The following is a 17,608-nucleotide window of genomic DNA, read 5'->3' on the forward strand; positions in this document are numbered from 1 at the left end:
ATTGCCGGCAAATCGGACAACCTGGCCAATGTGGCCTGCTGTAAGCCGATTGTGCGTGTGGTGGGCTCGGAGGTGGTGGAGTTCTTCATCGGCCCTGGCGGCCACATTGGCATCATGAGCGGTAAAGAGTCACCCGCCACCATTTGGGCCAAAACCGCGCAGTGGCTGCAAGCCAGAGCTCAGTAAAACGGGCCCCGAGGGGGCACACCCAAAGTAGTGGGTGACGGGAAGGGCTAGAGGCGATAAACTTATCGCGATTTCTATTTACAGCCCTTTCCTATACTTCATGAATCATCGAGATCCCTTGGCGCTGGAAAACCAGCTCTGCTTTTCCCTGTACTCCACCTCGCTGGCCATTACGCAGTTGTACAAGCCTTTGCTGGCCTCGCTCGGCCTCACGTACCCCCAGTACCTGGTCATGATGATTTTGTGGCGTGAAGACGGCGTAAGCCTCATCAACATCGCCCGGCAGTTGGGCCAACAGCCCGGCGCCCTGACCCCAGTGATTAAGCGCATGGCCGAACAGGGCTTGTTGACCCGCAGCCGCAGCACCGAGGACGAGCGTCAGCTTGAAATCCACCTCACTGATCATGGTCGAGCATTAAAAGACCGTGCAAGCCATGTTCGCCAGTGCGTTTTTGAGCGCTGCGGCATGAGCGAAGAAGCGCTGATGAACTTGAAGCATGAACTCGACGGATTGCGCAACCGCGTGCAGGAAGGGTAAGCCCTTCTATTTGCAATCATATAATTATTGCGATAATATTTAGTGATAATTGTTATTTAAATAGTGAATCATTTACCTCACAAGGAGCCTGCGATGAATGTTGTTTATTCCACCAAAGCCACGTCCACTGGCGGACGTGAAGGCCGATCTGCCTCTGATGACGGCCGTTTGAATGTGCAGTTGAGCACGCCCAAAGAGCTCGGTGGTGCCGGTGGCCCGGGCACCAACCCCGAGCAATTGTTTGCGGCGGGTTATTCGGCCTGCTTCATTGGTGCCATCAAGTTTGTGGCTGGGCAAGACAAAATCAATTTGCCCAAAGAGCCAGAAATTACCGCCACGGTGGGCATTGGCGCCAACCCCAAAGGGGTTGGTTTTGCAATCACCGTGGACATGGCCATTAAGCTGGAAGGCATGGACCGGGCTGCAGCCCAGGCCTTGGTGGAAAAAGCACACCAGGTGTGCCCTTATTCCAATGCCACGCGCAACAACGTGGACGTGAAGTTAACGCTGGTGTAAGCCCCCTCGGGTACACTGCAAGCATGCAGGCGGCGGGTCTTCCCATGGCCCCGCCGCCTGTTTTATTTTCAGGAGTACACGCATGACCCAACATTACGCGCCCCCGGTTTGGCGAAGCAATGCCCAAGGCGATACCCGCAAAGTGGGCTTTGAATTGGAGTTTGCAGGCCTGAGTTTGGCCAAAGCCGCCGCTGCAGTGGCCCAAGGCATTGGCGGCGAGGTGTGCAAAGAAACCCAGGCCGAATGCAGGGTAAACCATCCGGAGTTTGGTGATTTCAAAATCGAACTGGATTGGTCACTGGCCAAGAACATGGCCCGCAAGCGCCTGGAGGAGCAAGGCGAACAGGCTCAAGACAGTGATGACTTGTTGATGACCTTGGTCACGGAGATTGCCCGGCAGGTGGTGCCCATGGAGGTGGTGTGCCCACCTGTGCCCATCGATCGCCTGGATTGCCTGGATGCCATGGTCCAAGCCCTGCGCGAGGCGGGGGCTTTGGGCACAGCCGAGGGCTTGTTGTATGCTTTTGGGGTTCACATCAACGCTGAGCTGCCCAACACACAAGCGCCCACTCTGGTGCCCTATTTGCAAGCCTACGCACTGGCCCAAGGCTGGTTGGTGAAGGCCCACCGGGTGGATGCACTGCGACGTTTGTCCCCCTACATCGACGCATACAGCAAAAAATATCTGCGTTGCGTCATGGATTACACGGACAGCACCCCCATCGATCAAATTCTGGACGATTACCTCACGCACAACCCCACCCGAAATCGCGGCATGGACCTGCTGCCGCTGTTTAAAACCGTGGATGAGGAGAAGGTGATGGCCCGCGTAGACGACGAAAAGGTCAACGCACGCCCCACCTTCCATTACCGCCTGCCGAATTGCGAAATTGAACAAAGCGATTGGTCCTTGAGTCAGAGTTGGAATGTGTGGTGCGTGGTGGAGCACTTGGCCGCGGACCCTGCCACCTTAAGCAAACTGGTCGCCCAATGGAAACAATGGGATGAGCAGGTGTTGAATTTGTCGGAGGAGCCTTGGCACAGCACGCTGGACCAAATTTACAAAAACCTGTTGTCGGCGTAACCGGCCACGGGCGCTGGTGGTCGCCTGCGTGGTGGTGCACCCGCTTGTCGGTGTGGTTGGCCGGTGGTCGGGCGGTTCGCATCAGCACCCGCCATGCCGTGGCCTTGGATGGTCTTCACGCCCTGGTGATTGGTGGTGGGGACGACATCCACCCCGGTTTGTACAACGGCGAGGTGATGCCCAAGGCGCACTACGATCCAGAGCGCGATGCCCTGGAGCGCACCTGCATTCAACACGCCCTGGCCAAGGGCATGCCCATGTTGGGTATATGCCGTGGCAAACAGTTGATCAATGTGGTGTGTGGCGGAACCTTGCACAGCGATATTCGCAAACGCCGCCGCAACACCTCCAACCGGGGCACCGTGTTTGCCCGCAAAACAGCGGTGATTCGCTCGGGCAGCCGCCTGCACCAATTGCTGGGTAAAAGCCGCATTCGCATCAACAGTTTGCATCACCAGGCCGTGCGCATGGTGGGCGATGATGTGCGGGTGGTGGCGCGCGACCTGGATGGTTTTGTGCAGGCCGTAGAGCCCAGCAATGGGACGCACTGGCTAGGTGTGCAATGGCACCCCGAGTACCTTTTTTATAGGGCCGAGCACCGGCGGCTTTTTGTCTGGTTGGTGGGGCTTGCACGCCAGGCCCAACTGCAGGGGCAAAGCCGATAAATGTCGTATCTCATCCTGTTTTCTTCAGCGTTTTTGGCTGCCACCATTTTGCCGTTTTATTCGGAGGTGGTGCTGTTTGCCATGATTCGCGCGGGTGAGCCCGCACATTGGTTGTTGCTCACCGCCACGGTGGGCAATACCCTGGGGGCGGTGGTCAATTGGGTGCTGGGTTTGTACCTTCTGCATTTTCAGCACAAAAAATGGTTTTATTTCAAGCCAGCCCAAATTGAACGCATGCAGGTGTGGTTTCAGCGATACGGGGTGTGGAGCTTGTTGTTGGCTTGGGCACCTGTGGTGGGTGACCCGCTCACGCTGGTGGCAGGCATCATGCGTGTGCGGTTGTGGCAGTTTTTGATTTTGGTGGCCATCGGCAAGTCGGTGCGCTACATCGCCGTCATCTATTTTTCTGAAATGTCTTTAAACTGGTTTTAATGTTTAACAGTCATGGGTCATGGAGGCCATATTGACGATGCGCTTCAGCAATATCCGTTTGCTTGCCTTGGCTTTGCTGGCCAGTGCAATGCTTCTTGTGTGGCCCGCTGCGGCGCGCAGCGGCACCATCACCGTGGCCACTGCCGCCACCATGCGCTACGCCTTTGAAGACATCATTCATATTTTTCAGCGAAAAACCGGCCACATTGTGCGCCCGGTGTATGGGTCTTCGGGCAACTTTGTGAGCCAGGTGCGCCAAGGCGCACCCTTTGATTTGTTTGTGGCGGCCGACCTGAAATACCCCCAAGTGTTGTTGGAAGAAGGCCTGGCCATGGCGCCCGTGCAAGAGTATGCCCGTGGACGATTGGTCCTGCTGTTGCCCAAGGGCTCGCCTTTAAAAGCCGATGGCAGCCTGGCCGATTTAAGAGCCGCGTTTGCCGATGGTCGGCTTAAAAAGTTGGCCATTGCCAACCCCAGGCTGGCCCCTTACGGCGAGCGTGCTCGTGAAGCCTTGCAGCATGCGGGCCTTTGGCAAGCCATTGAGCCCAATCTGGTGGTGGGCGAAAACGTGTCGCAGGCCACACAATTTGTAAGCACAGGCGCAGCCCAAGCGGGCTTGGTGGCTCTGTCTTTGGCCATGGCACCCCAATTGCGAGACCACACGCATTACGCAGTGGTGCCCAGTCATTTTCATCAACCCCTGGCGCAGGGGGTGGTTGTTTTAAAAGGCAGCAACCCCGCGGCGGCCCAATTGCAGCGGTTTTTAATGTCGCCGCAGGCACGGGCCATCCTGAAGCGCTATGGTTATGAAATTCCACACGCTGCGGGTCCAGCCCCCAAATAAATTTCAATGGATTGGGAAGCTTTTTCGCTGTCAATGAAGTTGGCTTTGGCCACCTTGCTGGTGTTGCTGCCTGCCGGCTTGCTGGCGGGTCGCTGGTTGGCGCATATGCGTTTTTCGGGCAAGGTTTGGCTGGAAGCAGCTGTGCTTTTGCCCCTGGTGTTGCCGCCCACGGTGATGGGGTATTACCTGTTGGTGGCGCTGGGTGGCGCCTCGCCGGTGGGGCAATGGTTGGCCAGCGTGTTGGGTGTGTCTTTGACGTTTAATTTTACTGGCCTGCTGCTGGCCTCTGTGGTGTTTAACATTCCCTTTATGGTCCAGCCCATCCAACGGGCGTTCGAGTCCATTCCCCCCAACCTCAATGAGGCTGCCCACGTGTGCGGCTTGTCGGCCTGGCAAACGTTTTTGAAGGTGGAACTGCCACTGGCTTGGCCGGGTGTATTGGCGGCCATGGTGCTTACTTTTGTGCACACGCTGGGCGAGTTTGGTGTGGTGCTGATGGTGGGGGGCAGTATTCCGGGCGAAACCCGCACCCTGGCCATTGCCATTTACGACAGCGTGCAAAGCTTCGATCTTCAATCGGCCAACACCATGGCCCTGGCCTTGTTGATGTTCTCGATGTTTGCGGTTGCAGCCTCTTTGTTGTTGTCGCGCCGCAAAGGGGGAGGTGCATGAGCCAACCCGTGGTGTGCCAGGTGGCCCAAACCAAGCCCATGCGTTTGGTGGGGGAGTTTGTGTGTAAGCCCGGTGAGCTCACCGCGTTGGTGGGGCCATCTGGCGCGGGTAAAACATCCATGCTGCGAGTGCTGGCCGGGCTGATGCGCCCCCACCAAGGCCGCATTGCCGTGGGCGATCAAGAGTGGTTAAACACCTCGGCCAATGTGTTTGTGGGGCCGCAGCAGCGGCGTGTGGGCCTGGTGTTTCAGAACTACGCCTTGATGCCCCACCTGCATGCAGCGGGCAATGTGGCCTTGGCTTTGCAGCATTTGCCCAAGGCCGACCGCCTTGCGGTGGCGGTGCAGTGGCTGCGCAATATGCGGCTGAGCCCAGAAGAGGCCTTTCGCAAACCCGCAGCTTTGTCGGGTGGGCAACAGCAGCGGGTGGCCTTGGCCCGCGCACTGGCGCGAGAACCGCAGTTGCTGTTGCTTGATGAGCCATTTTCTGCGGTGGATCAAATGAACCGCGAATCCTTGTACCGCCTGCTGGCCGATTTGCGCAGGCAACTGAACATTCCCATGGTGCTGGTGACCCACGATTTGAACGAGGCCCGTCGCCTGTGCGACGCGCTGGTGGTGATGGACCAAGGTGAGGTGTTGCAAACGGGGCGTTCTTTTGATGTGCATCGACGGCCGCGCAATGCGAGGGTGGCTGACTTGGTGGGCATTCAAAACCGTTTCAGTGGGGTGTGGGTGGGGCCAGGTGAACCCCTTGGGGTGGGCATGCTGCGATGGTCGCGGGCCCTGGACCAGGCCTTGGGGGTGGATGCCCCGGGCCTGGATTTACAGGTCAAAGACAAAGGCAAAATACCCCCGGGTTACCTGGTGAACTGGGTGGTGCACACCGATGGCCTTGCATTGCACCCAGTGGGTGAGGGCGAGTTGTTGCCCAACCATGTGCAGTTGCAGGTGGAGGTGGCGGGGCATCGCGATTTGGGCGAACTCAGTTGGGTGGACCTGCGCATGCAGGCAGCGCCCTTTGAAACATTCAAAATGGCCGTGGCGGGTGCCCAGCGGCTTGGGCTAAAGCCGGGTTTGCCCATGGTCTTGCACATGGACCTGAGCATGATCCACATCATGCCCAACAAGCATCGCCACGGCAGTGGCCCCCTGGTGTAAGTGGCTTGTGTTGCCTTGGTCTGGGTTCTGTCAAAAACCCGACACAAGGTGAGCATGCAGGCCTTGCATCGGCCTGCGGGTGAATCTGCTTTGCTGCTGCTGGAGTAGCAGTTAACAGGAGACAACCCACCCAAAAATTACACCATGACAAATTTTAGATTGCATTTTGCGCTAACCGGCGGCGCGCTGTTGTTGTCGGCTTGCTTGAGCGGCGGCGAAACCCCGCTGGGCCTGGCTGGCAACGATTCCCCCACAGTGACCAACCCCAGTGAAGAACCGCCCGAGGTGCAAGCTGATCCGGGCGATGGCATTCGTGTGTTGTCTAACCGGGCTGATTTAATCAGCGGTGGTGATGCGTTGGTTGAGATTACTGCTGAAAACCCTGCCAACTTGCAAAACGTGAAGGTGAAATTGGGCACGGTGGATGTCAGTGATCAATTTGCGCTCCGCGAAAATGGGCGCTACATGGGCTTGTTGCAGGGCCTGGCCCTGGGTGAAAACCAGATTTCGGCGGTGTTGAAAAGCACCGGTCGCATCACCGCAAAAGTGATCAATCACCCCCATGGCGGGCCGGTGTTTTCTGGGCCGCAGGTTACCCCCTGGACCTGCAACAATGAGCAGGCCTTGGATGCCCAGTGTAACCAGCCACCGGAATACACTTTCCAATACCTGCCGGCCAGCAAGCTGCGGCATTTTTTAAGCCAAACCCGCCCCAATCCCCAGCGGCAAGACATTGACTTTGCCCCCACCTTTTTGCCCTACGACCCTGCGAACCCGCCGCCTGCGGATGAAATTGCCATGACCACCACCGACAACGGGGTGACCGTGCCATTTATTGTGCGCACAGAGCGTGGTGTGCAAAACCGCGATCGTTACCAAATACGCAGCCTGTACAACCCGGCTGAAGACTGGAAGCCCTGGAAACCCCAGCCCCAATGGAACGGCAAGTTGCTGGTGCATCATGGCGGCAATGTGGGCGTCACCTACGGCCCGGGCAACCCGCCCAATGGAGATATTTCGGGCACGGCGCCCGATGGCGCAGAGTTTTTGCTGGGCGACAGCATCACTGTGGCACTTGGACGCGGCTTTATCACCTTGTCGACAGCTTTGGCCAACCTGGGTCACAACGTGAACCTGGTCACCGCGGCCGAGTCACTGATGATGGCCAAGGAGCGCATTGTCGAACAGTATGGCGAGCTTCGCTACACCATTGGCACGGGTTGTTCGGGTGGAGCCATCGCGCAGCAGCACATTGCCAATGCCTACCCGGGTATTTACCAAGGCATTATCGTGCAGTGTTCTTACCCTGACGTGTGGACCACGGCGACCCAGTTTGCCGACTACAACCTGCTCAACTCGTATTTTGGCAACCGCTACCAGGGCGTGAACGAAGCTGAGAATGCTCGCCAGTTTCCCAACTTCAACCCAGGCTTTGTGCCGTATGCCCAGTGGAGCCCCGTCTACGGGCACCTGCCAGTCAACCCGGTGTTGTCTGACAATGCTTTCTTCCCCAAGGCCTACCCTTATGCATTCAATTGCCGCAACCTGCGCGGTGCCGCCACGCCCTATGACCCAGCCAACAATCCGGGCGGTCTTCGCTGTGGTTTGATTGATTACATGAGCACGCTGTTTGGCCTTCGTACCCCCGATGTGTGGAGCGAGAACGAGAAAAAAATTGGCCGTGGTTTTGGTGGTATTCCACTGGACAACGTGGGTGTTCAGTATGGCTTGGGCGCCTTGAAGCAGGGCACCATCACACCCCAGCAGTTTTTGGATTTGAACCGCGACATTGGTGGGTTTGATGTCGACATTCAACGTGTGGCCACCCGCACCAAGGCCGACCCACTGGCTTTGACCAATGCTTACAAAACCGGCGCTGTGAACACGGCCGAACACATGAGCAATATTCCCATCATTGACCTTCGTGGTGCAGACCCCGGCATTGCGCATGATGCCTTCCACAGTTGGCAGATGCGGGCTAGGCTGAAGGCCACCCAAGGCCACCACGACAACCATGTGATTTGGTTTGGTCAATTGGTGCTGGCCGGGGATTCCACCTACAGCACCGAGGCTTTGCTGGTGATGGACCGTTGGTTGAGTGCCATTGAGGCCGACAGCAGCACCGCACCCATGCCTGAAAAGGTGGTGAGCAACAAGCCGGCCGCGGCACGCGACAAGTGTCTGTCGCTGCAGAGCATTTACGCTGAAGACGGCCCGTTTGTGCCACTGTCGGGCAACCTGTTTTACCCGGACCCCATCATTCCGAATGCGCGTTCCAGCAGCATTCCAAAGCCACCGCCCGAGGCAGGGCAAATTTTTGATGTGGTCAGCAACCAGTTTTGCGGCCTGGATTTCTCCAGCTTTGATTCTTCCGGCCAATCTGCTCAACTCACTGGCCCTGTGGCCAGCGCACAACATGTGCTGGTGCAAACCCGCTTTGGCACGCCTCGCACCGTGGCTGGGGACGACATTCGCACCTTGGTCAACAAGTGCGTGTTAAAGCCCGTTGACCCCGCCGACTATGCCGGTATTCCCGCCATTCGTGATGCTGCGGCCTTTGTGGCTGACGTGAAAAAAATCTTCCCGAATGGCGTGTGTGATTATTCAAAGCCGGGTCAAGGCGTGGTGCCCACTCAAACCTGGTTGAAATACGGTACCGCCACTGAAAAAGTGGTGGGTGGGCAGCCCTTGCCTGCAAAACCTGCCAACTCCCAGCAGGGCTGGTTCTCGCCCGCATTCCGTTAAGCGTCCGACCACGGATTGTGTAATGTGTTTAAGGCCCTCATGTTTCATTCTTGGAATATGAGGGCTTTTTACCGGGGTACTGACACATTCAGATTGTGATCGGCTATGGCACAGTAGAACCCAATCCAGCGTTCCTATCGTGTCATGTTGTGAATTCCGATTTTCCATTCGCCCAGTCTTTCACCAGCCCGCCAGTGGGCCTCATGCATGTGGATATGCAGGGCAAGGTGTTGCTGGTCAATGCGGTGTGTGCACAGTTGTTTGGCTACGAGCCCGATGAACTGTTGGGCAAGCCTTTCTATAGCTTGATGCCACCAGCCCGGCACGAACGCAACCAAATGTTGTTTGAGCGTTTTGTGAGCGAGCCCGACACGCCGATGCTGGGCTTGGGCGATGGGGGTAAATTCCACACCGCTTTGCACAAAGACGGCCATATTTTGTCGGTTCAAGTGGGGTTGAGTGCCTGGCAGCACAACGGCGAAAACTACGTCACCCTGGCGGTGTCGGATGTGACCGAGCAAGCCCAGTTGCTTGACGAAATGCGCCAAAGCAATGAACGCCTTCGCAACAAAACCCGTGAGTTGATGCGCGTGGTTCGCCAACAAAACCATTTCTTGAATGTGGTCAGCCACGAGTTGCGCACGCCGCTGAATAACTCGGTGGAGATGCTCAACCAGTTGTCGGCCACACAGCTCAATGAGGACCAGGCTGAGTTGTTTCAAGACCTGGACCGTGCCAATCTGGATGTGGTGCGCAGCGTGCGCATGTTGATGGACTATGCCGACAGCATGCTGGGCGAGTTGCAACTCGATGTGGAAGAATTTGACTTGCGCGAGTTGTGGCTTGACAGGCTTCGCCTGGTGCAGCGTTTGTTTCCGGATCAGGTGGGGCTGCTGACTACTCAGGATCGATTTGAATTTGACCCGGTGGTGCAAGGCGACAAGGTGCGCTTGGGCCGAATGATGCATGGCTTTGTGGCCAATGCATTGAAGTTTGCCAAGGCCACCGAGGTGAAGGTGACCATTGAATTTGTAAGTCAGCCCAAACCCATGGTTCGCTTTGAGGTGCAAGACAACGGTGTGGGCATGAGCAGTGACATGCAGCGCGCCATTGGCAAGCCGTTTTCTAACCAGGCTGAGCGGGTGAGCCGGGGCGGCGGTGGCATGGGCGTCGGGTTTTACCTGGCCCGCAAATACCTGGACCTGATGGGTGGCCGCTTTAACCTGGTGACCCAGGAAGGCCATGGCACCAGCGTAAGCTTTGATGCGCCCTTGCAATTGGTGGGCCGCGCCAGCACACAAGCCAGCACTGGGCTTGCACAAGGCGGCGATTTGCCTTTGAGCAACCTCACTTTGCTGTTGGTGGAAGACGACCCCTTGGTCGCAAAAATCAATGCCATCCGCCTTAAAAAGCTGGGCGCCAATGTGGTGGTGGCGGGCAACGGCAAGGTGGCTGTCGAACTGTTACAAGACCAAAACGCCCGCGTGGAGGCCATTTTAATGGACCTGCACATGCCTGTGATGGACGGATTTGCAGCCACTCGCCACATTCGGGAAATGGCGCAGTACACCAAGACGCCCATTGTGGCGGTCACCGCTGGGTCACGCCACGCTGAGTACACCCGCGCCATGGCAGCGGGCATTGATGCCTTTTATTCCAAACCCTTTGAGCCCAATGTGCTGTTGCATTATTTCAAAGCCCGGGGTGTTATTCACTAGTACAATGTAATTTTATTACTTGGCTGGCGAGCATCCCATGAATGTTCTGGATCGCATTCGCAAGGAACTCAAAGGTTTGTCCAGCGCCGAGCAGGCTGTGGGTCAATTGGTCTTAAAAGACCCAGCCGGCTTCCAGACCATGCCGGTCAGCGAGTTGGCCCGGCGTGCCGGGGTGAGCAGCCCCTCTGTGGTGCGCTTTTGCAGAACCCTGGGGTACTCGGGTTTGAGCGAATTCAAACTTCGTCTGGCCGCCAGCATGACCGAAGGGGTGCCCTTTGTGCACCAGGCCGTTCAGCAGGGCGACACCGGCACCACCTTGATTCACAAGGTGGTCGATAACGCCTTGCACACCTTGATGAGTTTTAAAAACGCAGCCCCTGCCCAGGCCATTGAAGACACGGCTCAGGCTTTGCTGCGCTGTTTCGCCCAAGGGGGCCGTTTGCATGTGCTGGGGGTCGGCAATTCGGCGTTTGTGGCCCAAGACGCCCAACACAAATTTTTTCGCATGGGCTGCCACGCCTTGGCCCATGCCGATGGGCACATGCAGATCATGGCGGCCAGTTTGGTGAAGGGGTCCGACTGCGTGTTGACCATTTCAAATTCTGGACGCAGCAAAGACCTGCTGGATGCCAATCGCCTTGCCCGTCAGGCGGGCGCTTTTACGATGGCGATCACCGCCTCGGGCTCGCCATTGGCACAGGCGGTTCAAATGCACATTCCTGCAGATCACACTGAGTTGTATGAGCAGTACAGCCCCATGGTGTCGCGCCTGTTGCATTTGTGCATCGTTGATATTTTGGTGACCCGCGTGGCCATGGCCTTGGGCAGCGAGGCTCAAACCACCATGGCCCGCCTGAAAAAAAACCTCATCAACACCCGGTATGCCAAATAGAGCCAGAGCCGCAGGGGCGGATCACCGGCCAAGGTTGCACTAAACCGCTGCAAAGGCCTCGGGCCAACCGGCATGATGCGTTTGGCAGGCCACCAGGCAAGCATTTTCAAAGCCGGCTTGGTTGCGCCATTCGCCGGTGGCCGGCGCGCCGGTGACCAGAAGTGTGTTTAAGCCAGGTCCGCCAAAGCAGGGCATGGTGGGCTTGGCCAAGGGCAGAGGCACGCTGCGCAAAAAACGCCCATCGTCTGAAAAACAGTCGAGCCGATGGCCTTCCAGCACAGCCACCCAATAGGTGCCATCGGCCGTAAAGCAAGCGCCGTCTGGCCGTGCGGTGCCCTCGGTGTAGTGTTTGATCACCTTCGGCTCACCCAGGCTGCCCGTGGCTTGGTGGTAGGGGTAACGCCAGATTGTTTTGTGTCGTGTGTCGCTTAAAAAAAGCGCATCCCCACGGGGTGTGAATGCCAGGCCGTTGCCCACAATAAGATTTGGCACTTTAAGTGCCACTTGTTGGTTTTCAATGCAGTACAGTGCCGCAGTCGCAGGGCTTCGTGCATCCACAAGCGTAGAAATCCAGATGCGCCCTTGGGGGTCTGCCCGGCCGTCGTTGAATCGGTGTTTGGTGGTGTCAAATGGCGCGGGCAGTAGCCGTGTACAGAGCCCGTTGGCAAACAGCCACAGACCACTTCGGCCCAGCAGCACCCATTGTTCTGGGTTGGCCGTGGGTAGCACACAGCCCATTTGCTCGGGCAGGGTGTGTTGCTGCAACGCCGCTTTCAAAGGCCCAGCCCACAGGTCGGCTTGCGCCAGTTGATAAAGCACTTGGCCGTCGATGTCTAACCAGACCCATTGGCCATGCGCATACCGCGGGCTTTCGGCCAGCGTGCACGGCGGCAAATCGAGGGCATGCCATGGGCCCATGCTCATGCCCTGTTGCGCCGTGCAATAAAGTGCGCAATGAGGTGAGCCGACTCGGGGTTGCTTGCGGGCTCCTGGCCTGGGGGCAGGCTTTGCTCAAGCCGCTCGGCGATCACCTTGCCAAGTTCTACTCCCCATTGGTCGAAGGGGTTCACATTCTGCATGGCCGCCAGTGCGGTGGTGCGGTGTTCCCACAACGCCAGCAGCGCACCCAGGGAATAGGGGGTGAGGCTATCCAAAAACACCATTTGAACCGGGCGTTGGCCCGGGCAGGCCTTGTAGTTGGTTTGATGATCCGCCAATTCTGCGGGGCTGTTTTGTCGGCCCACGGCAAAGGCCTCGGCCTGTGCCAGCGCATGAGACAGCAACACCCGGTGCGAGGGCATTTCATGGTGGTCGGGGTCGATCACGGCCAGCAATTCCACTGAGCTTTTAACCCGGGACTGGTGCAGTAGTTGAAAAAATGCATGCTGCCCGTTGGTGCCCACATCGCCCCACAGAATGGGGCAGGGCGGGGTGTCTAGCACCTCGCCATCGTTGTTCACGCCTTTGCCGAGAGACTCCATCCAAAGCTGTTGCAGGTAAGGCACCAGCAGGCCCAAACGGGAATCGTAGGGGCTGAGCATCAGCGAATGCACATCGTGTTGCAGGTTGTACAGGTCGCTCATGGCCAGCAAGGCGGGCAGGCACTGCGAGGGCTTGGTTTGTAGCACGTGCGCGTCCATCAGGGCGGCACCTTCCAGCAATTCATTGAACACCGCATTGCCATGCACCAGACGAATGGCCAGTGACACTGGGCCCCACAGGGAATAACGCCCGCCCACGGTCTCGGAAAATTCAAACACCCTGTCGCTGGCAACGCCAAGCTCAATGGCCTTGCCAGGCTTGCAAGTGGCCGCCATAAGCGCGCTGGCTTTGTATTGGGGGCCGGCAGATTCCAGCCAGTTAAAAATGTGTTGGGCGTTGTGCAGTGTTTCGCGGGTAGAAAACGACTTGCTGGCAATCATCACCAGCGTGGTGCGCGGGTTAAGGCTGGCCAGCGCAGCCTGCATTTCGTGGTAGTCCACATTGGCCACAAAGCGCACGCCCAGAGGCTGACCCTGCGCCAGGTTCAGGCGGGCAAACACATCGTGCAGCAGCCGCGGGCCCAGGTCGGAGCCACCAATGCCCAAATGCAGCACATGAGTGTAGGGTTGGCCATCCGGGGTGGTGTATTGCCCGCTGCGCACGCGGTCAACAAACGCTTCCATGCGGGCTTGTTCAAGCCGGGCCAACTCCAGGTGGTCACGGCCTTGCACTTGCAACTGCAGGGGCACTGGGTAGGCTTGCCGGTTGGTGGCTGCGCGCAGGGACCAGTGGCCCGCTGGGCGATTTTCAGTGGTGTTGACCACCTCGCCCGTGAACATTTTTTGTTTAAAGGCCTGAAGGCGCGCAGCGGCCTCGCTTTGGTCAAACTGCAACACATGGCTGGCGCCATAGGGTTGGCGATCAAGGTTGATGTGAATGGGGCCAACAGAGCGGGATAAAAATCCGGGCGAAATAGGGGGCATGCTCATGGAAATAAAATTTAATAAACCCGAACCACAGCATGCCACAACAAAAACGCCACATCAGCCCCCAAAAGCAATGGAAGGGGTGCACGGCTCACCGTTGCGGCGCTTTACTGCACAGGTTCAGTAATAAATCCCAGTTTTTCGATGCCGGCACGTTGCGCTGCTGCCATGACTTGCACCACTTTTTCGTATTCCACCTGCCGATCGCCTTGAATGCGCAACTCAGGTTGTTCGCTTTGCTGTGCAGCCGCCTGCAGGCGCAGGCTGAGGTCATCCAGAGTGAGGGGTTCGTCATTCCATTGCAGGGTGCCATCGCGGTTGACCGTGAGCGTGACCACATTGGGTTTAACCTCGGTGGGCTGCTGGCTGGCCTGTGGCAAGTCCACATTCACCGAATGCGTGATGACTGGCACGGTGATGATGAAAATAATGAGCAGCACCAGCATGACGTCCACCAGCGGCGTCATGTTGATTTCGCTCATTTCCTGTTGGTCGTCGTAGTTGCCAAACGACATGGCTTAGGCTCCCTTTTTTTGAAGGCTCACGGTGCGCACCGCAGAATCTTTTTGCATGGGCGAGCCGGTGAGGAAATAGGCATGCAACTGGCGGCCAAAGCGGCTGAGTTTGCCAATGATGCCGCGATTGGCGCGCGTAAGTGCGTTGTAACCCAGCACAGCCGGTATGGCCACGGCCAGCCCAAATGCGGTCATGATGAGGGCTTCGCCCACGGGGCCAGCAACCTTGTCGATGCTGGCCTGGCCAGACACGCCAATGCCCACCAAGGCATGGTAGATGCCCCACACTGTGCCAAACAGGCCCACAAAAGGTGCGGTAGAGCCCACCGATGCCAAAATGGATAGCCCGGACTGCAGGCGCTCGGCGGCTTCGTCGATGGCGCCGCGCAGCGCCTCGCTGAGCCAGTCGGCCAGGCTGATTTGCCCGTGCAGGTCGTCTTGGTTGGTCGCATGGTGGTTGACTGCGGCCTGGCCTTCAATGGCCATGTGGTGGAAAGGGTTGCCCGTGTCTTTGCCCAGCACCTGCAAGCCTTCAGCAAAACTGTGGGTGTGCCAGAACTGGTTGACCGCCCCCACGTTTTTGCGCAGGCGATACAAACGGATACTGCGCGTGATGATGACATACCAGGATGCGATGGACATCACCAGCAGCATGATGGCCACGCCTTTGATGACCCAATCGCCCTGCGCCCACATTGCAGCCAAGCCGTAAGGATTGTTTTCCATGTTCAAAACCTCTTTGATTTTTTCAGTTTAATGTTCAGTTGTTCAGTACGAAAGACACCGGCTGCACATACCAAAATGCAATGGCTTGATCGCCTCGCCGGGCAGGCACGTATTTCCATGTTTTCACCGCAGCCAGGGCGGCGTTGTCCAGCCGGGCATGCCCGCTGGACGTGTTCAGTTTGATGTCCCCTACGCTACCGTCGGGCAGGATGTACACATCGAGCAATACCCGCCCTTGCTCACCAAGCCGACGGGAAAGCGCAGGGTATTGCGGGGCCGGGTTGTTAAGGTGGGCCGCGTCGGTGCGCGGTGGGGTGACCGGCGCTGGTGCCGCTGGTGCCGTTGGTGCCGTTGGTGCCGTTGGTGCCGCTGGTGATTCTGGCACTGGTTTGGCTGTTTGCACCGGCGCTGTTGGCGTTGGCTGTGCCGTGGTGGTGGGCGCAGGCGGTGGCTCGGGGGCGGGCTTTGCGGCGGGCTTTGGCGTGGGTTTCGGCTCTGGCCGGGGTTTGGGCGCAGGCTTTGGGGGTGGCGGTGGAGCTTGCACAGGCTGTGGCGGGGGCGGCACGGGTTTGGGCTCTGGCGCCACCAGCACACCAGCCACGCTGGGTGGGGTCACGGAAGGGGGGGTAATCTGCACATGCTGCGCAGCCCACACCAGGCCCAACACATGCGCGGCCACCACAGCCAGCAAAGTCAGCGGGCTGCTCCAGCGGTTTGGCGTGCTTTGAGTGTTGCGAAATGAAGCAGTCAAGGTGTTCATGAATGGGTAAGCGGGCGGGCCCCTTGGCCGTTGCCACATGGCAAGCAAATATTGTGCACGTGATTTGTTCAAAAAAAAGAGCACTGGCTTGCAAAGGCTGGCTGGTGCCGGAGGGTTCAATGCTTTCAAGGCGGGTTGGCCGTTGAGGATGCCAACTGTTGCGAAGTCAGGAGATGAGCAGTCAACCCTTTGCCCTTGTTTGCACTGAATAAACGAGAAGTATTCTCATTATTATTTGGCGAGCGTAAAAAATCAAGTCTTTTTCTCGGCCGTGGTTTGATGACAAGATGAATCCGGCAGACACCCGCGTTAAACTGGCAGGGTTAGCAAGACGATGTTCACAGGAGAAGGCCCATGAAAGGTTCCAGCAAGGTGATTGCCGCACTCAATGCACAACTCAAAAACGAGCTGACGGCAATCAACCAGTATTTTTTGCATTCCCGCATTTTTGGCAATTGGGGCCTGGATGTGTTGAAGAAAAAGGAATACGACGAATCGATTGGCGAGATGAAGCACGCGGACTGGCTGATTGAGCGAATTTTGATGCTGGACGGGCTGCCCAATTTGCAAGACCTCGGCAAACTGATGATTGGCGAGAACACCCGCGAAATTCTTGAAAGCGACCTGAAGATGGAGACAGCCGCTCAGGCCTGCATCAAGGATGGCATTACCACTGCAGAGGGCGAGCGCGATTTTGTGTCCCGAGACCTGCTCAAAGAGATTCTAGAGGACACCGAGGAACACATTGACTGGCTGGAAACCCAGCTCAGCTTGATTGACCGCGTGGGCCTGCAAAACTTTGAGCAGTCGATGATGGGGGTGAGCAGCTAAAGGGATATGTTTGATTATATTTCTTAGCTAGACTAGACTAAGATCGAAGGGGGGCTCGGTCATGCAAACCGTCAATATGCTTCAGGCTAAATCATCTTTATCGCGCTTGGTTGAAGACATCGAAATGGGGCGCGAAAGCGAGATTATCATCGCAAGGAATGGGCGCCCCGCCGCAAAACTCGTGCCCCTCGATTCGGGTGTGAACGCCAAACCTCGGCTTGGAATCGCCAAAGGGCTGTTTGAGGTTCCAGATTCGATTGATGGCATGAACGAGGAGGTGGCAAGGCTGTTTTTTGGGGTTCAGCAGGATTGAACCTTCTTCTTGACACTCACGTTGCCCTTTGGGCAATTACGGACAGCCCCAAACTGGGCGAGGCGGCGCGTGACCTTCTACAATCTCCCAAAGCCTCACTGTGGGTGAGTGCCGTTAGTATTTGGGAAATTTCAATTAAACACGCGCTGGGCAAGGGTGGGATGCCGCTCTCTGGCTCACAGGCGCTGCATTACTTCAAAGAGTCTGGTTACCGGCTTTTGCCGGTGGAAGCTGAGCATGCGGTGGCGGTTGAAACATTGCCGTCACATCACCAAGACCCATTCGACCGCATACTGGTTGCACAAGCCCTTGTGGAGCCCATGCGTCTGGTGACTCATGATGCAGTTGTGGCGCTCTACAGCGACACCGTCATTAAAATTTAATCGAAACTACTTGCAGATACAAACAAGAATAATTACTATTTACATAACGCCTGTTTGTTTTTGTAAGGAGCCCACCCGTGATTGTTTGCATTTGCGCCAATGTGAGCGACCGCAGCATTGCCGAGGCCGTGCGGGCTGGTTGCGCCTCGGTGGAAGACAT

The 17,608-nt window shown here is 57.3% G+C and carries 19 protein-coding genes and 1 pseudogene; 15 read left to right on the forward strand and 5 right to left on the reverse strand.

What is annotated here, in order from left to right; all coding sequences use genetic code 11:
* From ACEQU8_RS08580 to ACEQU8_RS08635, 12 genes and pseudogenes are all read left to right on the forward strand, one after another.
* Positions 1–186, forward strand: a pseudogene (locus ACEQU8_RS08580) (poly(R)-hydroxyalkanoic acid synthase (Pha)); the annotation flags it as partial.
* A gap of 100 nt (positions 187–286) precedes the next feature.
* Positions 287–724 (forward strand): MarR family winged helix-turn-helix transcriptional regulator, encoded by a 438-nt coding sequence (locus ACEQU8_RS08585; RefSeq protein WP_370262953.1) that lies wholly within the window; start codon positions 287–289, stop codon positions 722–724.
* 93 nt (positions 725–817) lie between these two features.
* Positions 818–1,240: an organic hydroperoxide resistance protein gene (locus ACEQU8_RS08590; RefSeq protein WP_370262954.1), complete on the forward strand. Its 423-nt coding sequence runs from the start codon at positions 818–820 to the stop codon at positions 1,238–1,240.
* Positions 1,241–1,322: 82 nt separating this feature from the next.
* Positions 1,323–2,324, forward strand: a complete 1,002-nt coding sequence (locus tag ACEQU8_RS08595) for an amidoligase family protein (RefSeq protein WP_370262955.1) — start codon at positions 1,323–1,325, stop codon at positions 2,322–2,324.
* Between the two features lie 50 nt (positions 2,325–2,374).
* Positions 2,375–2,989, forward strand: coding sequence for a gamma-glutamyl-gamma-aminobutyrate hydrolase family protein (locus tag ACEQU8_RS08600; RefSeq protein ID WP_370262974.1), 615 nt, complete (start codon positions 2,375–2,377; stop codon positions 2,987–2,989).
* The gene (locus ACEQU8_RS08605) at positions 2,990–3,421 is read left to right on the forward strand and encodes a YqaA family protein (RefSeq protein ID WP_370262956.1); all 432 of its coding nucleotides are present in this window, start codon (positions 2,990–2,992) and stop codon (positions 3,419–3,421) included.
* A 19-nt stretch (positions 3,422–3,440) separates the two neighbouring features.
* A complete protein-coding gene (modA, locus tag ACEQU8_RS08610; protein WP_372521238.1) occupies positions 3,441–4,265 on the forward strand; it encodes a molybdate ABC transporter substrate-binding protein in 825 nt (274 codons plus the stop codon).
* A 33-nt stretch (positions 4,266–4,298) separates the two neighbouring features.
* On the forward strand, positions 4,299–4,937 hold the full coding sequence (gene modB, locus ACEQU8_RS08615) for a molybdate ABC transporter permease subunit (RefSeq protein ID WP_370262957.1): 639 nt from the start codon (positions 4,299–4,301) through the stop codon (positions 4,935–4,937).
* Entirely contained in the window at positions 4,934–6,097 is a 1,164-nt protein-coding gene (locus ACEQU8_RS08620) for an ABC transporter ATP-binding protein (protein WP_370262958.1), read from the forward strand. The genes modB and ACEQU8_RS08620 overlap by 4 nt, the downstream gene beginning before the upstream one ends.
* A 144-nt stretch (positions 6,098–6,241) precedes the next feature.
* On the forward strand, positions 6,242–8,842 hold the full coding sequence (locus ACEQU8_RS08625) for a DUF6351 family protein (RefSeq protein ID WP_370262960.1): 2,601 nt from the start codon (positions 6,242–6,244) through the stop codon (positions 8,840–8,842).
* Between the two features lie 149 nt (positions 8,843–8,991).
* The gene (locus ACEQU8_RS08630; RefSeq protein WP_370262961.1) at positions 8,992–10,560 is read left to right on the forward strand and encodes an ATP-binding protein; all 1,569 of its coding nucleotides are present in this window, start codon (positions 8,992–8,994) and stop codon (positions 10,558–10,560) included.
* A gap of 37 nt (positions 10,561–10,597) precedes the next feature.
* Positions 10,598–11,452 (forward strand): MurR/RpiR family transcriptional regulator, encoded by an 855-nt coding sequence (locus tag ACEQU8_RS08635; protein ID WP_370262962.1) that lies wholly within the window; start codon positions 10,598–10,600, stop codon positions 11,450–11,452.
* A gap of 39 nt (positions 11,453–11,491) precedes the next feature.
* Here the strand turns inward: ACEQU8_RS08635 and ACEQU8_RS08640 are convergent, their stop codons facing one another.
* From ACEQU8_RS08640 to ACEQU8_RS08660, 5 genes are all read right to left on the reverse strand, one after another.
* On the reverse strand, positions 11,492–12,376 hold the full coding sequence (locus ACEQU8_RS08640) for an SMP-30/gluconolactonase/LRE family protein (RefSeq protein WP_370262964.1): 885 nt from the start codon (positions 12,374–12,376) through the stop codon (positions 11,492–11,494).
* Entirely contained in the window at positions 12,373–13,923 is a 1,551-nt protein-coding gene (locus ACEQU8_RS08645) for a glucose-6-phosphate isomerase (protein ID WP_370262965.1), read from the reverse strand. Before ACEQU8_RS08645 ends, ACEQU8_RS08640 begins: the two co-directional genes overlap by 4 nt.
* Before the next feature lie 104 nt (positions 13,924–14,027).
* Complete coding sequence (locus ACEQU8_RS08650) at positions 14,028–14,435, reverse strand: ExbD/TolR family protein (protein WP_370262966.1); 408 nt, start codon at positions 14,433–14,435, stop codon at positions 14,028–14,030.
* 3 nt (positions 14,436–14,438) lie between these two features.
* Complete coding sequence (locus ACEQU8_RS08655; protein ID WP_370262967.1) at positions 14,439–15,161, reverse strand: MotA/TolQ/ExbB proton channel family protein; 723 nt, start codon at positions 15,159–15,161, stop codon at positions 14,439–14,441.
* 34 nt (positions 15,162–15,195) lie between these two features.
* A complete protein-coding gene (locus ACEQU8_RS08660) occupies positions 15,196–15,921 on the reverse strand; it encodes an energy transducer TonB (RefSeq protein ID WP_370262969.1) in 726 nt (241 codons plus the stop codon).
* 354 nt (positions 15,922–16,275) lie between these two features.
* On the opposite strand from ACEQU8_RS08660, the gene bfr reads away from it, so the two are divergent.
* The 3 genes from bfr to ACEQU8_RS08675 all read left to right on the forward strand — a co-directional run bounded on the left by bfr (position 16,276) and on the right by ACEQU8_RS08675 (position 17,448).
* Positions 16,276–16,752 carry a bacterioferritin gene (gene bfr / locus ACEQU8_RS08665; RefSeq protein ID WP_370262970.1) on the forward strand — a complete coding sequence of 159 codons (477 nt, stop codon included), beginning with the start codon at positions 16,276–16,278 and terminating at the stop codon, positions 16,750–16,752.
* Positions 16,753–16,813: 61 nt separating this feature from the next.
* Positions 16,814–17,065, forward strand: coding sequence for a type II toxin-antitoxin system Phd/YefM family antitoxin (locus tag ACEQU8_RS08670; RefSeq protein ID WP_370262971.1), 252 nt, complete (start codon positions 16,814–16,816; stop codon positions 17,063–17,065).
* A complete protein-coding gene (locus tag ACEQU8_RS08675; RefSeq protein ID WP_370262972.1) occupies positions 17,062–17,448 on the forward strand; it encodes a type II toxin-antitoxin system VapC family toxin in 387 nt (128 codons plus the stop codon). The genes ACEQU8_RS08670 and ACEQU8_RS08675 overlap by 4 nt, the downstream gene beginning before the upstream one ends.
* The last annotated feature ends 160 nt before the right edge of the window (positions 17,449–17,608 follow it).

Origin of the sequence: Limnobacter sp. (assembly GCF_964228395.1) — a bacterium.
Taxonomy (GTDB): Bacteria; Pseudomonadota; Gammaproteobacteria; order Burkholderiales; family Burkholderiaceae_B; genus Limnobacter.